Annotated in this window: 13 protein-coding genes; 3 read left to right on the top strand and 10 right to left on the bottom strand. The window is 68.4% G+C overall.

What is annotated here, in order from left to right:
• Window positions 1–960: 960 nt before the first annotated feature.
• The 9 genes from rpmG to rfbG form a co-directional block, all read right to left on the bottom strand.
• The gene (rpmG, locus tag D9R14_RS05205) at window positions 961–1,128 is read right to left on the bottom strand and encodes a 50S ribosomal protein L33 (RefSeq protein WP_121622253.1); all 168 of its coding nucleotides are present in this window, start codon (window positions 1,126–1,128) and stop codon (window positions 961–963) included.
• A 152-nt stretch (window positions 1,129–1,280) separates the two neighbouring features.
• Window positions 1,281–2,468 (bottom strand): MFS transporter, encoded by a 1,188-nt coding sequence (locus D9R14_RS05210; RefSeq protein ID WP_394010510.1) that lies wholly within the window; start codon window positions 2,466–2,468, stop codon window positions 1,281–1,283.
• Window positions 2,469–2,528: 60 nt separating this feature from the next.
• A complete protein-coding gene (locus D9R14_RS05215; RefSeq protein WP_121622255.1) occupies window positions 2,529–3,320 on the bottom strand; it encodes an NUDIX hydrolase in 792 nt (263 codons plus the stop codon).
• On the bottom strand, window positions 3,317–3,829 hold the full coding sequence (locus D9R14_RS05220) for a DUF983 domain-containing protein (RefSeq protein ID WP_342634774.1): 513 nt from the start codon (window positions 3,827–3,829) through the stop codon (window positions 3,317–3,319). Before D9R14_RS05220 ends, D9R14_RS05215 begins: the two co-directional genes overlap by 4 nt.
• A 17-nt stretch (window positions 3,830–3,846) precedes the next feature.
• Window positions 3,847–6,204 carry a ribonuclease R gene (rnr, locus tag D9R14_RS05225; protein ID WP_121622421.1) on the bottom strand — a complete coding sequence of 786 codons (2,358 nt, stop codon included), beginning with the start codon at window positions 6,202–6,204 and terminating at the stop codon, window positions 3,847–3,849.
• Window positions 6,205–6,452: 248 nt separating this feature from the next.
• Complete coding sequence (rfbF, locus tag D9R14_RS05230) at window positions 6,453–7,244, bottom strand: glucose-1-phosphate cytidylyltransferase (protein WP_121622420.1); 792 nt, start codon at window positions 7,242–7,244, stop codon at window positions 6,453–6,455.
• Entirely contained in the window at window positions 7,244–8,245 is a 1,002-nt protein-coding gene (locus D9R14_RS05235) for a glycosyltransferase family 2 protein (protein WP_121622256.1), read from the bottom strand. The genes rfbF and D9R14_RS05235 overlap by 1 nt, the downstream gene beginning before the upstream one ends.
• A gap of 17 nt (window positions 8,246–8,262) precedes the next feature.
• Window positions 8,263–9,183 (bottom strand): NAD-dependent epimerase/dehydratase family protein, encoded by a 921-nt coding sequence (locus tag D9R14_RS05240; protein WP_121622257.1) that lies wholly within the window; start codon window positions 9,181–9,183, stop codon window positions 8,263–8,265.
• Window positions 9,176–10,276 carry a CDP-glucose 4,6-dehydratase gene (gene rfbG / locus D9R14_RS05245; RefSeq protein WP_121622258.1) on the bottom strand — a complete coding sequence of 367 codons (1,101 nt, stop codon included), beginning with the start codon at window positions 10,274–10,276 and terminating at the stop codon, window positions 9,176–9,178. Before rfbG ends, D9R14_RS05240 begins: the two co-directional genes overlap by 8 nt.
• Window positions 10,277–10,528: 252 nt before the next feature.
• On the opposite strand from rfbG, the gene D9R14_RS05250 reads away from it, so the two are divergent.
• The 3 genes from D9R14_RS05250 (at window position 10,529) to D9R14_RS05260 (ending at window position 13,659) form a co-directional block, all read left to right on the top strand.
• On the top strand, window positions 10,529–11,266 hold the full coding sequence (locus D9R14_RS05250) for a class I SAM-dependent methyltransferase (protein WP_121622259.1): 738 nt from the start codon (window positions 10,529–10,531) through the stop codon (window positions 11,264–11,266).
• Window positions 11,263–11,691, top strand: coding sequence for a GtrA family protein (locus tag D9R14_RS05255; RefSeq protein WP_121622260.1), 429 nt, complete (start codon window positions 11,263–11,265; stop codon window positions 11,689–11,691). Before D9R14_RS05250 ends, D9R14_RS05255 begins: the two co-directional genes overlap by 4 nt.
• A gap of 108 nt (window positions 11,692–11,799) precedes the next feature.
• The gene (locus D9R14_RS05260; protein WP_147452950.1) at window positions 11,800–13,659 is read left to right on the top strand and encodes a DUF6044 family protein; all 1,860 of its coding nucleotides are present in this window, start codon (window positions 11,800–11,802) and stop codon (window positions 13,657–13,659) included.
• A 94-nt stretch (window positions 13,660–13,753) separates the two neighbouring features.
• Here D9R14_RS05260 and katG read toward each other — a convergent pair whose 3' ends face one another.
• Window positions 13,754–15,931, bottom strand: a complete 2,178-nt coding sequence (gene katG, locus D9R14_RS05265; protein ID WP_121622262.1) for a catalase/peroxidase HPI — start codon at window positions 15,929–15,931, stop codon at window positions 13,754–13,756.
• Window positions 15,932–15,967: the final 36 nt, after the last annotated feature.

Below are 15,967 nucleotides of genomic sequence, written 5' to 3' on the forward strand. Positions count from 1 at the left end.
CTGACCGTAGGGGTGCTCGGTCCAAGCGCAGCGGCGCTTTACGGCCTCGGGAGCGCGGCGGCCGGAGGTTGGATAGGATTTGGTGCTCTGCTTTGGCTCGCAGCAGCGGGTTTGCTACACTCTATGGCGAGAAGAACCCTGAGGAGCCTTCGATGACGGGTCTCTGGATCTTCGCTTATGTGGTGCTGCCCCTGCTGGTCGTGGCGATGGGCTACGCCGCTATGCGCCTGAATGAGCACGAGGTCAGCCGGCCCAAGCCCGGCGAGTGAGTGCGCGGCGCTTCCCGCGCCACGCCGCAGCACAATCAGCAGCGCCGCGCAAACAGAAAAGGGCGCCCGTCGCGTTCCCGTTCCCACCGTCGCCCTCCGGCTTGACCGGAGGGCCCATGCGGCGGCCGGGCGCTATGCTGGGAGGTCCTTGGATGCTCCGGTCAAGCCGGAGCATGACGGCGGCTTCTGGGGTGGTGTGGAAGCATCCACCCCCCAGCCGCTTGGAGGCTGTGCGCCCATCGCGGTCCCCTTCCCACCGTCGCCCTCCGGCTTGACCGGAGGGCCCATGCCGCGGCCGGGCGCTATGCTGGGAGGTCCTTGGATGCTCCGGTCAAGCCGGAGCATGACGGCAGTTACTGGGGTTGGGGTGGGGCTATCCACCGGCCAGCCGCCTCCGCGGCCCTGTGTGCATCACTCTTCGCCCAGCGCTCTCCGCCCACAGCACCGTCGCCCTCCGGCTTGACCTGAGGGTCCATGCCGCGGCTGGGCGCGATGCCCGAAGGGCGCGTGGATGCTCCGGTCAAGCCGGAGCATGACGGCGGTTACTGGGCGTGGCGGCAGGGTTTTCCAAAAGCGAAAGGGCGCCTGCTGGCGCCCTGACTCCGCAAAAAGAAAAGGGCGCCACCTGGCGCCCCGTTCCCGTCGCTCGTCAAGGATCACGCTGCGGCGGCGCGCTCGCGCCGCCGGCCGATCACTTGATCTTGGTCTCGCGGAATTCCACGTGCTTGCGCACCGCCGGGTCGTACTTCTTGAGCACGAGCTTGTCGGTCTTGGTGCGCGAGTTCTTCTTGGTCACGTAGAAGGTGCCCGTGTCCGCGCTGGACAGGAGCTTGATCTTGATGGTTGCAGCCTTGGCCATGTCTTGATCCCTGGGTGCCGCTGTCAGCGCGCGATGTGCCGCGAACGGAAAACAACGTCGCGAACAATGAGTCGCGAACGGAAAAGTTCTACGATCGCGCTGCCGGGCAGGCGGCTCGTGGGCGCGGAAACTCGCTCAGGAAGCCGGCAATGTCAAGGCCCGGCGGGCGTCCGGCGCAAGGCGAGGCGGCTCGCCACCATCATCGCATAGGCGCCGAGCGTGGCGGCGATGACATAGGCGAAGCCGTAGGGGTCGACGATGTCCATGCCGAGGCCCACCGCCGGCGGCCCGGCGATCAGCCCCACCGAATAGAGCATCACGAAGGCCGCGTTCGCCGCCGCGAGATTCGCGCCGTGGAAGCGCGCGCCGAGATGGGCGAGCCCGACCGTGTAGAGCGAGCCGACGACGCCGGTGGCGAGGAACACGGTGGCGAGGAAATACGGCCCGTCCACCTGCATCAGCGGCAGCAGCAGGGCGCCGGCGGTGCCCACCAGGGAACAGCCGAGCAGCAGCAGGCGCCGGTCCACCCGGTCGCTGACGAGGCCGAGCGGAATCTGGAACGCCACATTGCCCAGCACCGCCACGGTGAGCAGCAGCGAGGCCTGGCCCTCGCCGAGGCCCAGTCTCAGGCCATACAGCGGCAGGAAGCTCATCACCGCCGTCTCGATGGCGCCGAACACCAGCGCCGCCAGCAGCGCGGTCGGCGAGCGCCGCAGGAAGGCGAGGACGCCGTGATGGTCGTCGTCGTGGATGCGCGGCGTCATGCCGTTGGCGAGCAGGATCGGGATCGCGCCGGCGAGCAGCACCACCGCACCCGCCACATAGGGCTCCCAGCTCGCGGTGCCGAGCACGCTCAGGATCGCCGGCCCCATGGCCGCGCCGATCGAGAGCGCGGTGGCGTAGATGCCCATGATGAGCCCGCGCCGATGCGGCGGGGCCACCGCATTGATCCAGAACTCGCTGACCGCGAACAGCACGCACAGCGCCGCGCCGAAGGCGAAGCGCAGCGGGAACCAGAGCGCGAACGATCCCACCGCCTTGAAGGCCAGCAGGCTCACGGCGGTAAGGAGGATGGCGAGGGTCAGCAGCAGCCGGACCCCGAGCTTGCGCACCAGGAGCGGCACGAACGGCGCGGTGAAGACCGTGGCGATGCCGGCCACCGCCGTGTTCAGCCCGATCAGCGTGCGCGAGATGCCGCGCGATTCCAGCTCCAGCGCCAAAAGCGGGATGGACAGGCTGATGCCGACCCCCACGACCGCGATCGCGGAGATGGCGGCGGTGATGGAGGCGGTGCGGCTCTTGTCGGTCATGGGGGCTTGCGGCCCGGGGGGTGCGTGCATCGGGGAGGGGACATCAGGACGGGGAACAGGGCAGAGCGGGCAGGGGTTCCGGATCTGACGCTACGGGATGTATTCGCGCTGGAAGCGGCCGCCGTGCCAGAAGAAGAACGGCACCGGCAGGCGCGGCGCGAAGCCCGCCGCGATGCGCTGCTCGATCTCGGTCAGGATCGCCCGCGTGATGGCGGGCAGCTCGATCGCCTCGGTCTCCCGGAAGGAGAGCCAGTGCAGTTCCGTCAGTTCGGCGTCCGGCCCGACGATGCCGGGCGTCTGGCCGCAGACCGCGTCGGCATCGGCACAGAAGAACCGGGTGTCGAAGCGCTTCGGCCGGCGCGGCGGGGTGATGGCGCGCGCCACATAGGTCAGCGCCTCCATGTTCGGGAACACGCCCTCGCTCTCGAAGGCGCTCCAGTCGGAGGCAGGTGCCTTGGGCGCGCCGGCCTCGCGGGTGCCGAGCAGCAGGCCGGTCTCCTCGTAGAGCTCGCGGATGGCGGCGGCGGCAAGGCCGCGCGCCCGCGACAGGGTCGGGCGCTGCACCCGCTCCAGCAGCCGGCGCTCGCTCTCCGCGTCGATGGCGCCGTAGACCGGCATGCGCGCATCCGCCGGCTCCAGGCGGCCGCCGGGGAAGACGTAGAGGTTGGGCAGGAAGCGGTGGCTGGCATGGCGCCGGCCCATGAGCATGCGCGGCACCTTGCCCTTGCGGTCGAGCAGGATGATGGTGGCCGCGTCCTTCGGCCGGCAATTGGGCCAGTCCATGCGCCGCTCGGCGGCGTTGAGCTTCACCAGAAGCTCCGCCTCGGGCTCGCTTGCGGTCTTGGCCTTGCGTGCCCGCGGCTTCGCGACGAGGCCGGTCATGGCTGCGCCGCAGCCGGACGCGGGGCGCTCTCGGGGGCGGGAAGCGGCTCGTATTCGTCGCTCGCCGGGTCGAAGCCGTGCATGCGCAGGGCCCATTGCAGGTTCACCAGCATGCCCTTCAGCGGCGGCAGCAGGGCGAGGCACAGGATGAGCGTCAGCGGCAGCCAGAGCGCCATGTGGACGCCGAGCGGCGGGCGGTAGAGTTCCTCCACCAGCACCATCAGCGGCACCACGATATGGCCCACCACCATGATGGTGGCGTAGGGCGGGGCATCGTCCGCCCGGTGGTGGTGGAGTTCCTCGCCGCACGTCGTGCAGGCGGGCGTGACCTTGAGGTAGCGCGGGAACATCCCGCGCGCTCCGCAGGCCGGGCAGCAGCCCATGGCGCCGCGCAGTAGCGCCTGCGGCACCGAGCGCGGTGCGGGCGGTGCGTCGGGGGCAGGCGGGGTCTTGCCCGCGTCCTCGCCGGCGGACGCAGCGGCGAGGCGGCTCGTGACGGTCATGCTCATGGTCGCGGCCGATCCTTTCATCTGCCCCGTTTGCCGGGTCCCTTGCCGCGGGACTTGGTCCTCGACGTCGCGCGGGAACGGCCCGGGGCGTCATCCGACGCCGAACGTCCGGCCCCGCCTTCGAAGCCCGCGCGCGATGCGCCCTTGGCCGGCAGGGATTTCAGACCCCGCGCGCGGCTCTTCGACCGCCCTACATAGGTCCCTTCGCTGAGAAGCTCAAATCGGAGCGCCCCCGCCACCGGCGCGGCCTCCACCAGCTTGACCTCGACGCGGTCGCCGATGCGGTGCATCTCTCCCGTGCGCTCGCCCACCAAGGCCTGGCGCGCCTCGTCATAGCGGTAATAGTCGGCCCCGAGCGTCGCCGCCGGGATGAAGCCGTCCGCGCCGGTGTCGTCGAGCGCGACGAAAAGTCCCGCCCGCGTCGCCCCGGTGACGCGGCCGGTGAAGGTGGCGCCGATCCGGTCCGCGAGGTGGTGGGCGATGAGCCGGTCCACGGTCTCGCGCTCCGCCGCCATGGCGCGCCGCTCGGTGACCGAGATGGCGGCCGCCACCTCGCCGAGGCTCTCGAGCGTCGCCTCGTCCGGCAGCCCGTCGCGCCCGAGCCCGAGGGCGCGCACCAGGGCGCGGTGCACGATCAGGTCGGCATAGCGCCGGATCGGCGAGGTGAAATGCGCATAGCGGCGCAGGTTCAGGCCGAAATGGCCGTAATTCTCCGAGGCGTATTCCGCCTGCGACTGGCTGCGCAGGATCACCTGGTTCACCAGCGGCGCCACCTCGGTGCCCTCCACCTGGGCGAGGATGCGGTTGAACTGGGCCGGGCGCACCTGCTCGGCCTTCGGCAGCGCGATGTCGATGGTCTTCAGGAAGTCCCTGAGCGCGGAGACCTTCTCCAGAGAGGGCGCGTCGTGGACGCGGTAGATCAAAGGCGTGCGCCGCTCCTCCAGCGTCTCGGCGGCGGCCACGTTGGCGAGGATCATGAACTCCTCGATCAGCCGGTGCGCGTCGAGCCGCTGCGGCACCACCACCTTGTCGACCGTGCCGTCCTCCTTCAGCAGGATCTTGCGTTCCGGCAGGTCGAGGTCGAGCGGCTGGCGGTTGTCGCGCGCCGCCTTCACGCAGGCATAGGCGGCATAAAGCGGGCGCAGCACGCCGGCGACCAGCGGGTCGGTGACATCGTCGGTGCGCCCCTCGACGGCGTGCTGCGCCTGGGCATAAGCGAGCTTGGCCGCCGAGCGCATCATGATGCGGTGGAAGGTGTGGCCACGCTTGCGCCCGTCGCGGCCGATGGTCATGCGCACGGCGAGGGCCGGGCGGTCCTCGCCCACGCGCAGGGAGCACAGATCGTTGGAGATGCGCTCCGGCAGCATGGGCACGACGCGGTCGGGGAAATAGACCGAATTGCCGCGCAGCAGGGCCTCCCGGTCGAGCGGCGCGCCGGGCCGCACATAGGCGGCGACGTCGGCGATGGCCACCGTGACGATGAAGCCGCCCTCGTTCTCCGCATCGTCGTCAGCCACCGCATGGACCGCGTCGTCATGGTCCTTGGCGTCGGGCGGGTCGATGGTGACGAGCGGCAGCTCGCGCCAGTCCTCGCGACCGCGCAGGCTGGCCTTGGGCGCGGCTTCCGCCTCCTTCATCACCGCCTCGGGGAAGGCGTTGGGGATGCCGTGGGCGTGGATGGCGATGAGGCTCACCGCCTTCTCGGTATTGAGCGAGCCGAGCCGCTCCTTCACCCGCGCGGTGGGCAGGCCGAACACGCGGTTGCGCGTCAGCTCCACCGCCACGAGGTCGCCGTCCTGCGCCTCCTGCTCGGCGCCGGGCGGCACCTGGAGCTCGCGGCCGAGCGCCTTCTTGTCGATGGGGACGATGCGGCCTCCGCCGTTCGGTGCCGCGCGGAAGATGCCGAGCTGCTGCTTGCGTGCCTTCTCCAGCACCTTGATGACACGGCCGGTGGCGGGCGTCTCGGCATCGCCCGGGTCGGAGATGCGCAGCAGCACGCGGTCGGACAGGCCCGCGGCGGAACTGCGCGCCGGCCCGCCGGAGCGGGCGCTGCGGAAGTTCTGGCGCTGGGGCTGGACGACGATGCGCGGCGCCTCGCCATGGGCCTCTCCGTCCCATTCCACCGGCACGGCGATGAGTTCGCCGTCGCCATCGCGGGCGACGATGTCGGCCAGCACCACGCCGGGCAGCGCACCCGGCACATGCAGGCGGCGGCGGTCGCGCTCCACCGTGCCCTCGTCGGCGAGGTCGCGCAGCAGCGTCTTCAGTTCCACCTTCTGGTCGGCATTGAGCCCGAAGGCGCGGGCGATCTCGCGCTTGCCCACGTTGCCGCCGTGGGAGGCGATGAAGGCCAGCACCTCCTTCTTCGAGGGCATCGCCCCCGTGGCGCGCGGCGCGACCACGAGCTGCTCGGCACGCACGCGCTCCGCCGCAGCCTCCTTGCGGCCGGCGCGGGTGCGCCCGGCACGGGGCTTGTCGGTGCGGGCGGTCGGCTTCGAGGAGCGGGTGGTGGGGCGCTTGGGCAAGGATCGGTTCCGTTTGGCGAACGCTAGCTTGAACCGGGACCCGGTGCCAGCATTGCCTATATGGGGTCAAACGGCCGAATTTCTCACCCCGCCTGGGCCTACCGCTCCGGCGCGCGGTTCCAGACACACCAGGGGGCGTCGCCGCCGCTCCAGAGCGATTCCAGCTGCTGCTTGTCGCGCAGCGTGTCGCAGGCCTGCCAGAAGCCGGTGTGCTTGAAGGCGGAGAGCTGGCCTGTATCGGCGAGCGTCTGCATCGGCGCCTGCTCCCAGACGCTGGCGTCGCCGTCGATCAGGTCGATGACGGAAGGCTCCAGCACGAAGAAGCCGCCGTTGATCCAGCCGATCTCGTCGCGCGGCTTCTCGGTGAAGGCGGTGATCCTGTCGCCCGCGGGGTCGAACTGCAGCACGCCGAATCGCCCCGGCGGCTGCACGGCGGTCACCGTGGCCTTGAGGCCCGACGCCTTGTGGTGGGCGATGAGCTTGGCGATGTCCACGTCCGCGAGGCCGTCGCCATAGGTCAGGCAGAACGGCTCGTCGCCGATATGCTTGCGCACGCGGCGGATGCGCCCGCCGGTCATGGAATTGAGCCCGGTGTCCACCAGCGTCACCTTCCAGGGCTCGGCCACCGTCTCCAGCACCTTGACGGAGCCGTCGGACAGATCGACGGACAGATCCGAGGAGTGCATGTAGTAGTTGCAGAAATATTCCTTGATGACTTCGGCCTTGTAGCCGAGGCAGATGACGAAGTCGCTCACGCCATGGAAGCTGTAGAGCTTCATGATGTGCCACAGCAGCGGCCGCCCACCGATCTCGATCATCGGCTTGGGCTTCAACTGCGTTTCCTCTGCGAGCCGCGTACCGAAGCCGCCGGCCAGAATAACTGCCTTCATCATGACCCCCGTTCATTTGATGAGCGCGCCTCGTCCTGCATCGCGCGCCCCGGCACCTCGGTGCCCCCTTCGAAGCGCTCCTGGACGATCGTCATCGGTCCCCCGCGCGTGTTGCGGAAGATTCGCCCGATATACTCGCCGAACACGCCGAGCAGCAGCGCATTCACGCCCATGGAGATGAGGATGAAGATGTAGATGCTCGCGAAGCCGGCCGGGAAGGACGGGTTGGTGTAGCGGGCGATGACGTAGACCGGGATCGCCAGCACGCTGACCGCGAGGGCGATGACGCCGACCCAGGTGGCGAGCCGCAGCGGCACCATGGAGGTGCTGAACAGCCCGTCCATGCCGAGCTTGATGACCTCGCGGATGCCGAAATTGCTCTTGCCCGCCTCGCGCTGGGCGCGGTCGTATTCGATCCCTATCTGCGGATAGCCGAGCGTGGCGATGGCGCCGCGCAGATAGGGCGCATAGTCATTGTATTCTTGGAGCGCCTCGACGATCACCCGGTCGATGAGCCGGAAATCGCCCGCATCGAGCGGGATCGGCTCGTCGGACAGGTTGCTGATGAAGGCGTAGCCGGCCTTGCGCAGCCGCTGCATCAGGTGGCTTTCCAGGCGCTTGCGCCGGATGCCGTAGACCACCTTGTAGCCGCGCTCCCACAAGGCGAGGAAGTCGGCGGCCATCTCCGGAGGGTCCTGGAGATCGGCGTCGAGCTGGATCAGGGCATCGCCGCGCGCGTTCAGGTAGTTGGTGAGGATCGACTTCTGGAAGCCGAAATTGCGCGACAGCCGGATGACCCGGATGCGCGGCTCGCTCACCGCCGCCGCCTTCAGCTTTGCCACCGTGTCGTCTTCGGAACTGTTGTCGGTGAAAAGGAACTCGAAGTCGTAGCGGGCCGCGAGCGAGGCAGCGGTGCTCTGAAGCCGGGCGATCAGGCGCTCGATATTGGCGGATTCGTTGTAGACGGGAATACAGAACGTAATCAGCTTGCGCGTGGTCATGGATCCGTCCCGCTGGTCTATGGCTGCATTTTCGCGATCGCGCGCACGAGGCCGGAGCGCAGGTCGTCGCGCGGCGTCCAGCCCGTGGCCGCGCGCAGCTTGGAGATGTCCGCCACCAGGCGATTGCCTTCGCCATCCCTGAGCCCGACGGCGCCGAATTCGAGCAGGTCCGACGCCCCGCCCAGCAGCTCGGCCGCCAGCTCGGCGAAGCCGCGCACGGTGTTGCCCGCGCCGGAGCCGAGATTGTAGACGCCCGAGGGCGCATGCCCGGCCGCAAGCGCCGCGGCGAGGCGCACCACGGCCTCGCCCACGTCCTGCTCGTAGAGCCAGTCGCGCACCTGGAAGCCCGCGGAGAGCTTCGCCCGCCCTCCGGCCCGGTGGGCGTGCACGATGGTCGGCAGCAGCCGGTGGCCGCGCTCGCTTTCGCCATACATGCCGAACAGGCGCACATGGGCGGCGCAAACGCCGGCGCCCGCGCAGGCGGCGAGGGCGCGCCTTCCGCCTTCCGCCTTGGTGCTCGCATATGGCTCGGCGCCGTTCTCGGCCGCGCTCTCGTCGAGCGCCGGCGCCTCGGAGGGAAGATATTCCGAGCCGCTGCCGAGATTGACGAAAGCCCGAGCGCCGAGATGACCTGCGAGCACGGCAAGCCGTTCGGCGAGGCCGACATTCACCGCCTCGAGCCGCTCGGGCTGGCGCGTGCCGGGGTCAACGCCGGCGCCCACGAGGTTGACCACGGCATCCACCCTGATGCCCTGTGTGGCCGCGGCGAGCGCGGCGGCGCTCCATTCCCCGGGCAGTGCGATTGCCTCGGCGCCCCACGGCGCCTCCGGGCGGCGCTGAAGCGCCAGCACCCGCCAGCGTGCATCCGTGAAGGCACGCACCACCGACGGCCCGAGCTGGCCGGATGCGCCCGCGATCAGGACCCGGCCGTCAGGCATGAGCCGTTCCGGCGCTCGGGAGCGGCGCCGCGATGCGGCCGCGATAGGTGTCGATCTGGCGCAGGGTGATGGCGCGCGCGGCCGACGGATCCTCGTAATAGCCGCGGTACCAGCCGGTGGTCTCGGCGAGCGTCTCGGCCAGCGTCCAGGCCGGCTGCCAGGCCAAAGCGGAGCGCGCCTTTGCGCTGTCGAGCATCAGCAGCTTGGCCTCGTGCTGGATCGAGGGCACCACCTCCACCTTCAGCGATGACCAGTGCTGGGCCATGCGCTTCAGCATCTCTTCCACGGTCACGCAATCGGCCCGGTCCGGGCCGAAATTCCAGGCGTCCGAGACGGCGCGGTTGCCGCGGGTGATCTCGGCCAGCAGCGTCAGATAGCCATGGCACAGGCACAGCACGTGCTGCCACGGCCGGACCGCCTTCGGATTGCGGATCACCAGGGCCTCGTTCCGGGCGGCGGCGCGGGCGAAGTCGGGCACCAGCCGGTCTTCCGACCAGTCGCCGCCGCCGATGATGTTGCCGCCCCGCGCGCTGGCGATGAGCATGTCCACCCCCCAGGAGGGCAGGGAGCTGCGATAGCTCTCGATGGCGATCTCGGCGCAGGCCTTGGAGGCGCTGTAGGGGTCATGGCCGCCCAGCCGGTCGCCCTCGTGATAGGCGTAGTCGGTCTCGCGGTTGGCGTAGACCTTGTCGGTGGTGATGCAGACGGCGCCCTTCACCTGCTCCTGCCGGCGGGCGGCATCGAGCACGTGCACCGTGCCCATGAGGTTCGCGGCGTAGGTTTCGATCGGCAGCCGGTAGGAGCGGCGCACCAGCGGCTGGGCCGCGAGGTGCAGGACGAGGTCGGGGCGCACGCGGTCGAACACGGCCTGAACCGCCTCGGCGTCGCGGATATCGGCGAAGGCGCTGGAGGCGCAGGCGGCCTCGACGCCGGCGGCCTCGAAAAGGTTCGGCGTGGTCTCGGGCGGCAGGGACAGTCCGTGTACCTCGGCCCCGATCTGCGCCAGCCACAGGCTCGCCCATCCGCCGGTGAAGCCGGAATGCCCGGTGACGAGAATGCGCGCCCCCCGCAGATCGCCTTCGAATGATCCCATCGGCGCCTCCCCTTGCCAGTGCTGCGTGATAGCACTATGTTGCAATGCAGAAAAGGCATATCCGCCTTTGCACACTATGTTGCAAAGGTCATTTCCTCTGCTTTAGCGACATGCGGTCTTTTATTTGTCATGTGCTGGCCGGTGCGATTCTTTTAAATTGAAGAAATCGGGTCTCGCAACGCTGGCGTGGCGTTGAGGGGCGGGACGCTCCCTCAGGAGTCGCTTGCTTGCATTGCCACTATCGCGGCACGCATGTTTGAGGGAGTACACGGGGTGACGGGGCAGGCAAAGACAGATTCCGTGGCTGCGACATTTGATGACGTCAGCGCGGCCTATGCCAAGGAGATCAACACGGCAATGGCCTTCTCCGGCCTTGACGTGGATCGATTCGCGAAGGCCAAGGCGGATCGGCTGATCGAGCTCGCGCGCACAGAACTCGGCGATCCCGCCAAGCAGACCGTCCTGGATCTCGGCTGTGGAGTCGGGACGTTTCACCGGCACCTCGTCGGCGCGTTCGGCGCGCTGCACGGACTCGATGTCTCGGCATCGAGCATCGAGCTTGCGCGCGCGGCCAATCCCTCCTGCACCTACGCGGTCTATGATGGCTCGGTCGCGCCTTACGAGGCCGGAACGTTCGATCTGATCTTCGCGGCGTGCGTGATCCACCACGTCCCGCCGGAAAACTGGCCTGGGTTTGCCGCAGATATGCGCCGCATGCTGCGCCCGGGCGGCCTTGCGGTCGTGTTCGAGCACAATCCCTACAATCCGCTGACGCGGCATGTGGTGTCCCGTTGCGCGTTCGATGAGGACGCCGTCCTTCTCTCGCCAGGCACGCTGCGGCGTCTCATGGCGGGAGCAGGCTTCACGGAAGTGAGGAGCCGGAGCATCTTCACGCTGCCGCCGCTCGCGCCGTCGCTTGTGCGTCTCGACAAGCTTTTCGGAGCGCTCCCCTTCGGAGCTCAGCACGAACTGACTGCGAAGGCGCCGTGACGAGTCGCCTGGCGGAGGCCTGGCGAGGCTCCTCCCCGTGGTTTCGCCTCGCTCGCTTCCTGCTGGTGGGCGCCGCGGCGAGCCTCACTTATCTGATTGTGGCAGCGACGCTGCACCGCCTCCTCGGGCTGGACAAATTCGTCGCGTCCTTGCTCGCCTATGGGATCGCCATCCCCGTATCCTTCATTGGCCACAAGAAAGTAACCTTCCGCGATGGGGGCGACTGGGCCGGCCAGATGGTGCGGTTTGCGCTGCTTCAGGCGGTCAACATCGCTGCGGTCCTGCTTGCGGTCTATGTCACCGAGCCGCTGGGCGAGATCGGCTACTGGATCGGACTGCTCCTTGGTGTTGCTCTGATGCCGTTGACCAGCTTCCTTGCCATGCATTTCCTGATCTTCATCTCCCACACCCGACCCTCAGGATAGCGCCCGCGCGGGGATAGGACGGCTTGAATTTGCGGCGGGATAGCTTCGCCGAGACCTTGGTCGAAGCGAAATGCGGCCGTCCGTGGCGGCGGTGTTGGGGGGTGTTCGATGGGGCAGGCTCGGCCATTCTCGCTGCGGCCACTGGTGATCGTGGCGCTTTCGGCTTGGGGCGCAGCGCTCGCGTTGATGCTGCTCCCCAAGATCGTGCTCGGCTCCGGCTCTCTGGTCCATAGCTGGGACTATCTGGATTCCTTCCATGCCTGGAACGTGATCCTGGCGCGCACCGGGACCATGTTCGCGTTCTGGAGCAGCCAGGTTCCGAGCCTGTTTGATACCGGTGTGCCGCGCGTCAGCCTTGGGTCCCAGTTCTCGGCGCAAGGCCTTCTCTATCTCCTGCTGCCGCCCTATTGGGTTACGGTCGTCGCGGAGATCATCGCGCGGGCGATCGGCTTCTGCGGGATGTATCGCCTGGTCTCCCGAGAGCTGTTTGCGACGGCGGACGATCGCGTGGCGATCGCGGTGGTGGCGGCCGCGTGCTTCAGCCTCTTCAACTACATGCCGGGAACATTCCTCAGCATTATCGGACTGCCGATGCTCGCTGCCGCGATCATCGCCATCTGCCGGCGAACTGCGTCGCCCTTCGATTTCGCGTACGTCGCGGTATTCCCGTTTGCGAGTTCGCTGGCCCTGGTAGGGCTGTTTTTGATGGCCCTCGTCGCACTGGCTTGCCTCGTCCTGCTGGCGCGGGCGCGCTGGGCAGCGGGTGTCAGGCTCATGATGGTCGGTGCGACCCTTGCGGCGGGCTATGCCATCTCCGACTACGGCATCCTTGCGCTCAAGCTATCCGGTGCGTTTGAGACTCAGCGTTCGCTGCGCGCCGGGCGGGAGCTGTCTCCTGCGGGCGCCGGGCTTGCCCTGCTGAAGTCGTTCTTCACCGGCATCTTCCACGCCAATCCTGCGGTGGCTCCGTGGGCGCTGATGGTGGCGCTGGCGGGTGCGGTGACGGAATGGTTCGCGCGACCGAAGGAAGATGCCGAGCATACCGGGATCGTGGCGCGCCATCCCATCACCGCGTGCCTTGTCGCCATCCTCGTGCTCGGCCTGCTTGCTGTGCTGCCGTATGCGGCCCAGCGCGTGATGCCGATGCCGGGGGCGATGCGGGAACTGGATTTTAAGCGCTGGATCTGGCTCGCCCCGCCGCTCTACTATCTGGCATTCGGGATTGCCGCCGCCCGGCTCGCCGGGCTGATCTCGGGGAAAACGCGCCTCTCCCCGACAGTGGTGGGCGCGGTGCTCGTCGTGCCCCAGATCGCGGTTCTCCTTGTGCTGAGTGATCCCGGCTCCCGCCTGCTCGCCCGGTTGGCCTCCCAGGCGCACCACGGCACGCTAGGGAGCGTCCCACCGGTGGTGGCGGCCGGGCTCGGCAAGCTCTACAGGCAGGACCGCATCGGACTGACCTATGAGGAATATTACTCGCCGCGCGTATTCGATGCCGTGGAGAGGCTGATTGGCCGCCCGCGCGGCGAAACTCGCCTGGCAACCATTGGCAGCGATCCTTTCATAGCCAACTACAACGGCTTCCAGACCACCGACGGGTATTTCCAGCTGATCCCGATCTCCCTCCACGCGCGCGTGCAGAAAGTGATCGAGGGAGAACTGGCCCGGGACAAGGCCCTGGAGCGCTATTTCACCGCCTGGGGCAACCGCGTCTATCTCTATGCGGCGGATCTCTACAGGGGCGGCAAGGGTTGCCAGTCAAGCTGCATCGCCGACCGGGCGCCGGACACCATCACCCTGAGCTACGATCCCAAAGCGCTCGCCGCGCTCCATATCGATGCATTGCTCTCGGTTTCGGCGATTGCGAATGCGGGGCAGCTGGGGCTGACGGAACTGGGGGTGGCGCAAGCCCCCGATAGCGCCTGGCGCTTTCACGTCTACCGTGTCGGAGCACCCACTGCGGGCCAGTGAGGAAGGCGTTTTCCTCGGAGCGCGGTCCAATCGTGTCGTGCACGATCCTGTAAAAGGACCTCCCCCGGCCGCGCGGTGCGGCCGGGGGAGGGCGTCACGCCGTCAGGTCGAACCGGTCGGCGTTCATCACCTTGGTCCAGGCGGCGACGAAGTCCTTGACGAACTTCTCCTTGTTGTCGTCCTGGGCATAGACCTCCGCATAAGCGCGCAGGATCGAGTTGGAGCCGAACACCAGGTCCACCCGGGTCGCGGTCCACTTCACCGCACCGCTCTTGCGGTTCCGCACCTCGTAGACGCCGCCACCGACGCTCTGCCAGGAATTGGCCATGTCGGTCAGGTTCACGAAGAAGTCGGTGGTGAGCGCGCCTTCCCGGTCCGTGAACACGCCGTGCTTCGCGCCGCCGAAATTGGCGCCGAGCACGCGCAGGCCGCCGACCAGAAGCGTCATCTCGTTGGCGGTGAGGCCCATGAGCTGGGTGCGGTCGAGCAGCAGCTCCTCGGCGCTGACGGCGTAGTCCTTCTTCAGCCAGTTGCGGTAGCCGTCGTGGATCGGCTCCAGCGGGGCGAACGAGTCCGCGTCGGTCTGGGCTTCGGTCGCATCGCCCCGGCCCGGCGCGAACGGCACGCTCACGTCGACGCCCGCGGCCTTGGCCGCCTGCTCCACGCCCACATTGCCGGCCAGCACGATCACGTCGGCGAGGCTCGCGCCGGTCCTGGCGGCGATCGGCTCCAGCACGCCGAGCACCTTGGCGAGGCGCTCCGGCTCGTTGCCGACCCAGTCTTTCTGGGGGCTGAGGCGGATGCGCGCGCCGTTGGCGCCGCCGCGCATGTCGGAGCCGCGGAAGGTGCGGGCGCTGTCCCAGGCGGTCGCCACCATCTCGGAGACGGTGAGGCCGCTATTGGCGATCGCCGCCTTCACCGCGACCACGTCGTAGTCGGTGCGGCCGGCGGGCACCGGGTCCTGCCAGATCAGGTCTTCCTTCGGCACGTCCGGGCCGACATAGCGGACCTTGGGGCCCATGTCGCGGTGGGTCAGCTTGAACCAGGCGCGGGCGAAGGTGTCCTGGAAATAGGCCGGGTCCGCCATGAACTTGCGGCAGATGGCGTTGTAGGCGGGGTCCACCTTCATCGCCATGTCGGCGTCGGTCATCATGGGGTTGTGGCGCTTGGAGGGGTCGCTGGCGTCCAGCGGCCGGTCCTCCTCCTTGATGCTCACCGGCTCCCACTGCCAGGCGCCGGCCGGGCTCTTGCGCAGCTCCCAGTCGTGGCCGAACAGCATGTCGAAGAAGCCCATGTCGAACTTCGTCGGATGGGTGGTCCAGGCGCCTTCGAGGCCCGAGGTGACGGCGCGGCTGGCGAGGCCGTGCTGCTCGGGATTGGCCCAGCCGAAGCCCTGCTCGGTGATGTCCGCGCCCTCGGGCGAGGGGCCGAGCCTGGCGGCGTCGCCGTTGCCGTGGGTCTTGCCCACCGTGTGGCCGCCGGCGGTCAGCGCCGCGGTCTCCTCGTCGTTCATCGCCATGCGGGCGAAGGTCTCGCGCACCTGGGCGGCGGTCTTCATCGGGTCCGGCTTGCCGTTGACGCCTTCCGGATTGACGTAGATGAGGCCCATCTGCACGGCGGCAAGCGGGTTCTCCATGGTCTTGGGGTCGTTGACGTCGCCGTAGCGCGCGTCGGACGGGGCGAGCCATTCCTTCTCGGCGCCCCAGTAGGTGTCCTTCTCGGGGTGCCAGATGTCGGGGCGGCCGAAGCCGAAGCCGAAGGTCTTCAGGCCCATGCTCTCATAGGCGATGGTGCCGGCGAGCGCGATCAGGTCGGCCCAGCTCACCTTGTTGCCGTACTTCTTCTTGACCGGCCACAGCAGGCGGCGGGCCTTGTCGAGGCTGGCGTTGTCCGGCCAGGAATTGAGCGGGGCGAAGCGCTGGTTGCCGGTTCCGGCGCCGCCGCGGCCGTCGGCGATGCGGTAGGAGCCGGCGGCGTGCCAGGTCATGCGGATCATCAGGCCGCCATAGTGGCCCCAGTCCGCCGGCCACCATTCCTGGCTGTCGGTCATGAGCGCGACCATGTCGGCCTTGAGGGCGTCGAAGTCGAGCGTCTTCAAGGCCTCGCGATAGTCGAAGTCCTTCCCCATGGGGTCGGTCTTCGTGTCGTGCTGGTGCAGGATGTCCAGGTTGAGCGCGTTCGGCCACCAGTCCAGGTTGGACATGCGGATTTCGGTGTTCGCGCCGTGCATGACCGGGCATTTGCCGGCCGGCTTGGTGTCGATCTCGCCCATGGTGCTCTCCGACGATGTTTCTTGCGATCCTGGGCG

The sequence above is a fragment of the Xanthobacter tagetidis genome (genome assembly GCF_003667445.1).
Taxonomy (GTDB): Bacteria; Pseudomonadota; Alphaproteobacteria; order Rhizobiales; family Xanthobacteraceae; genus Xanthobacter; species Xanthobacter tagetidis.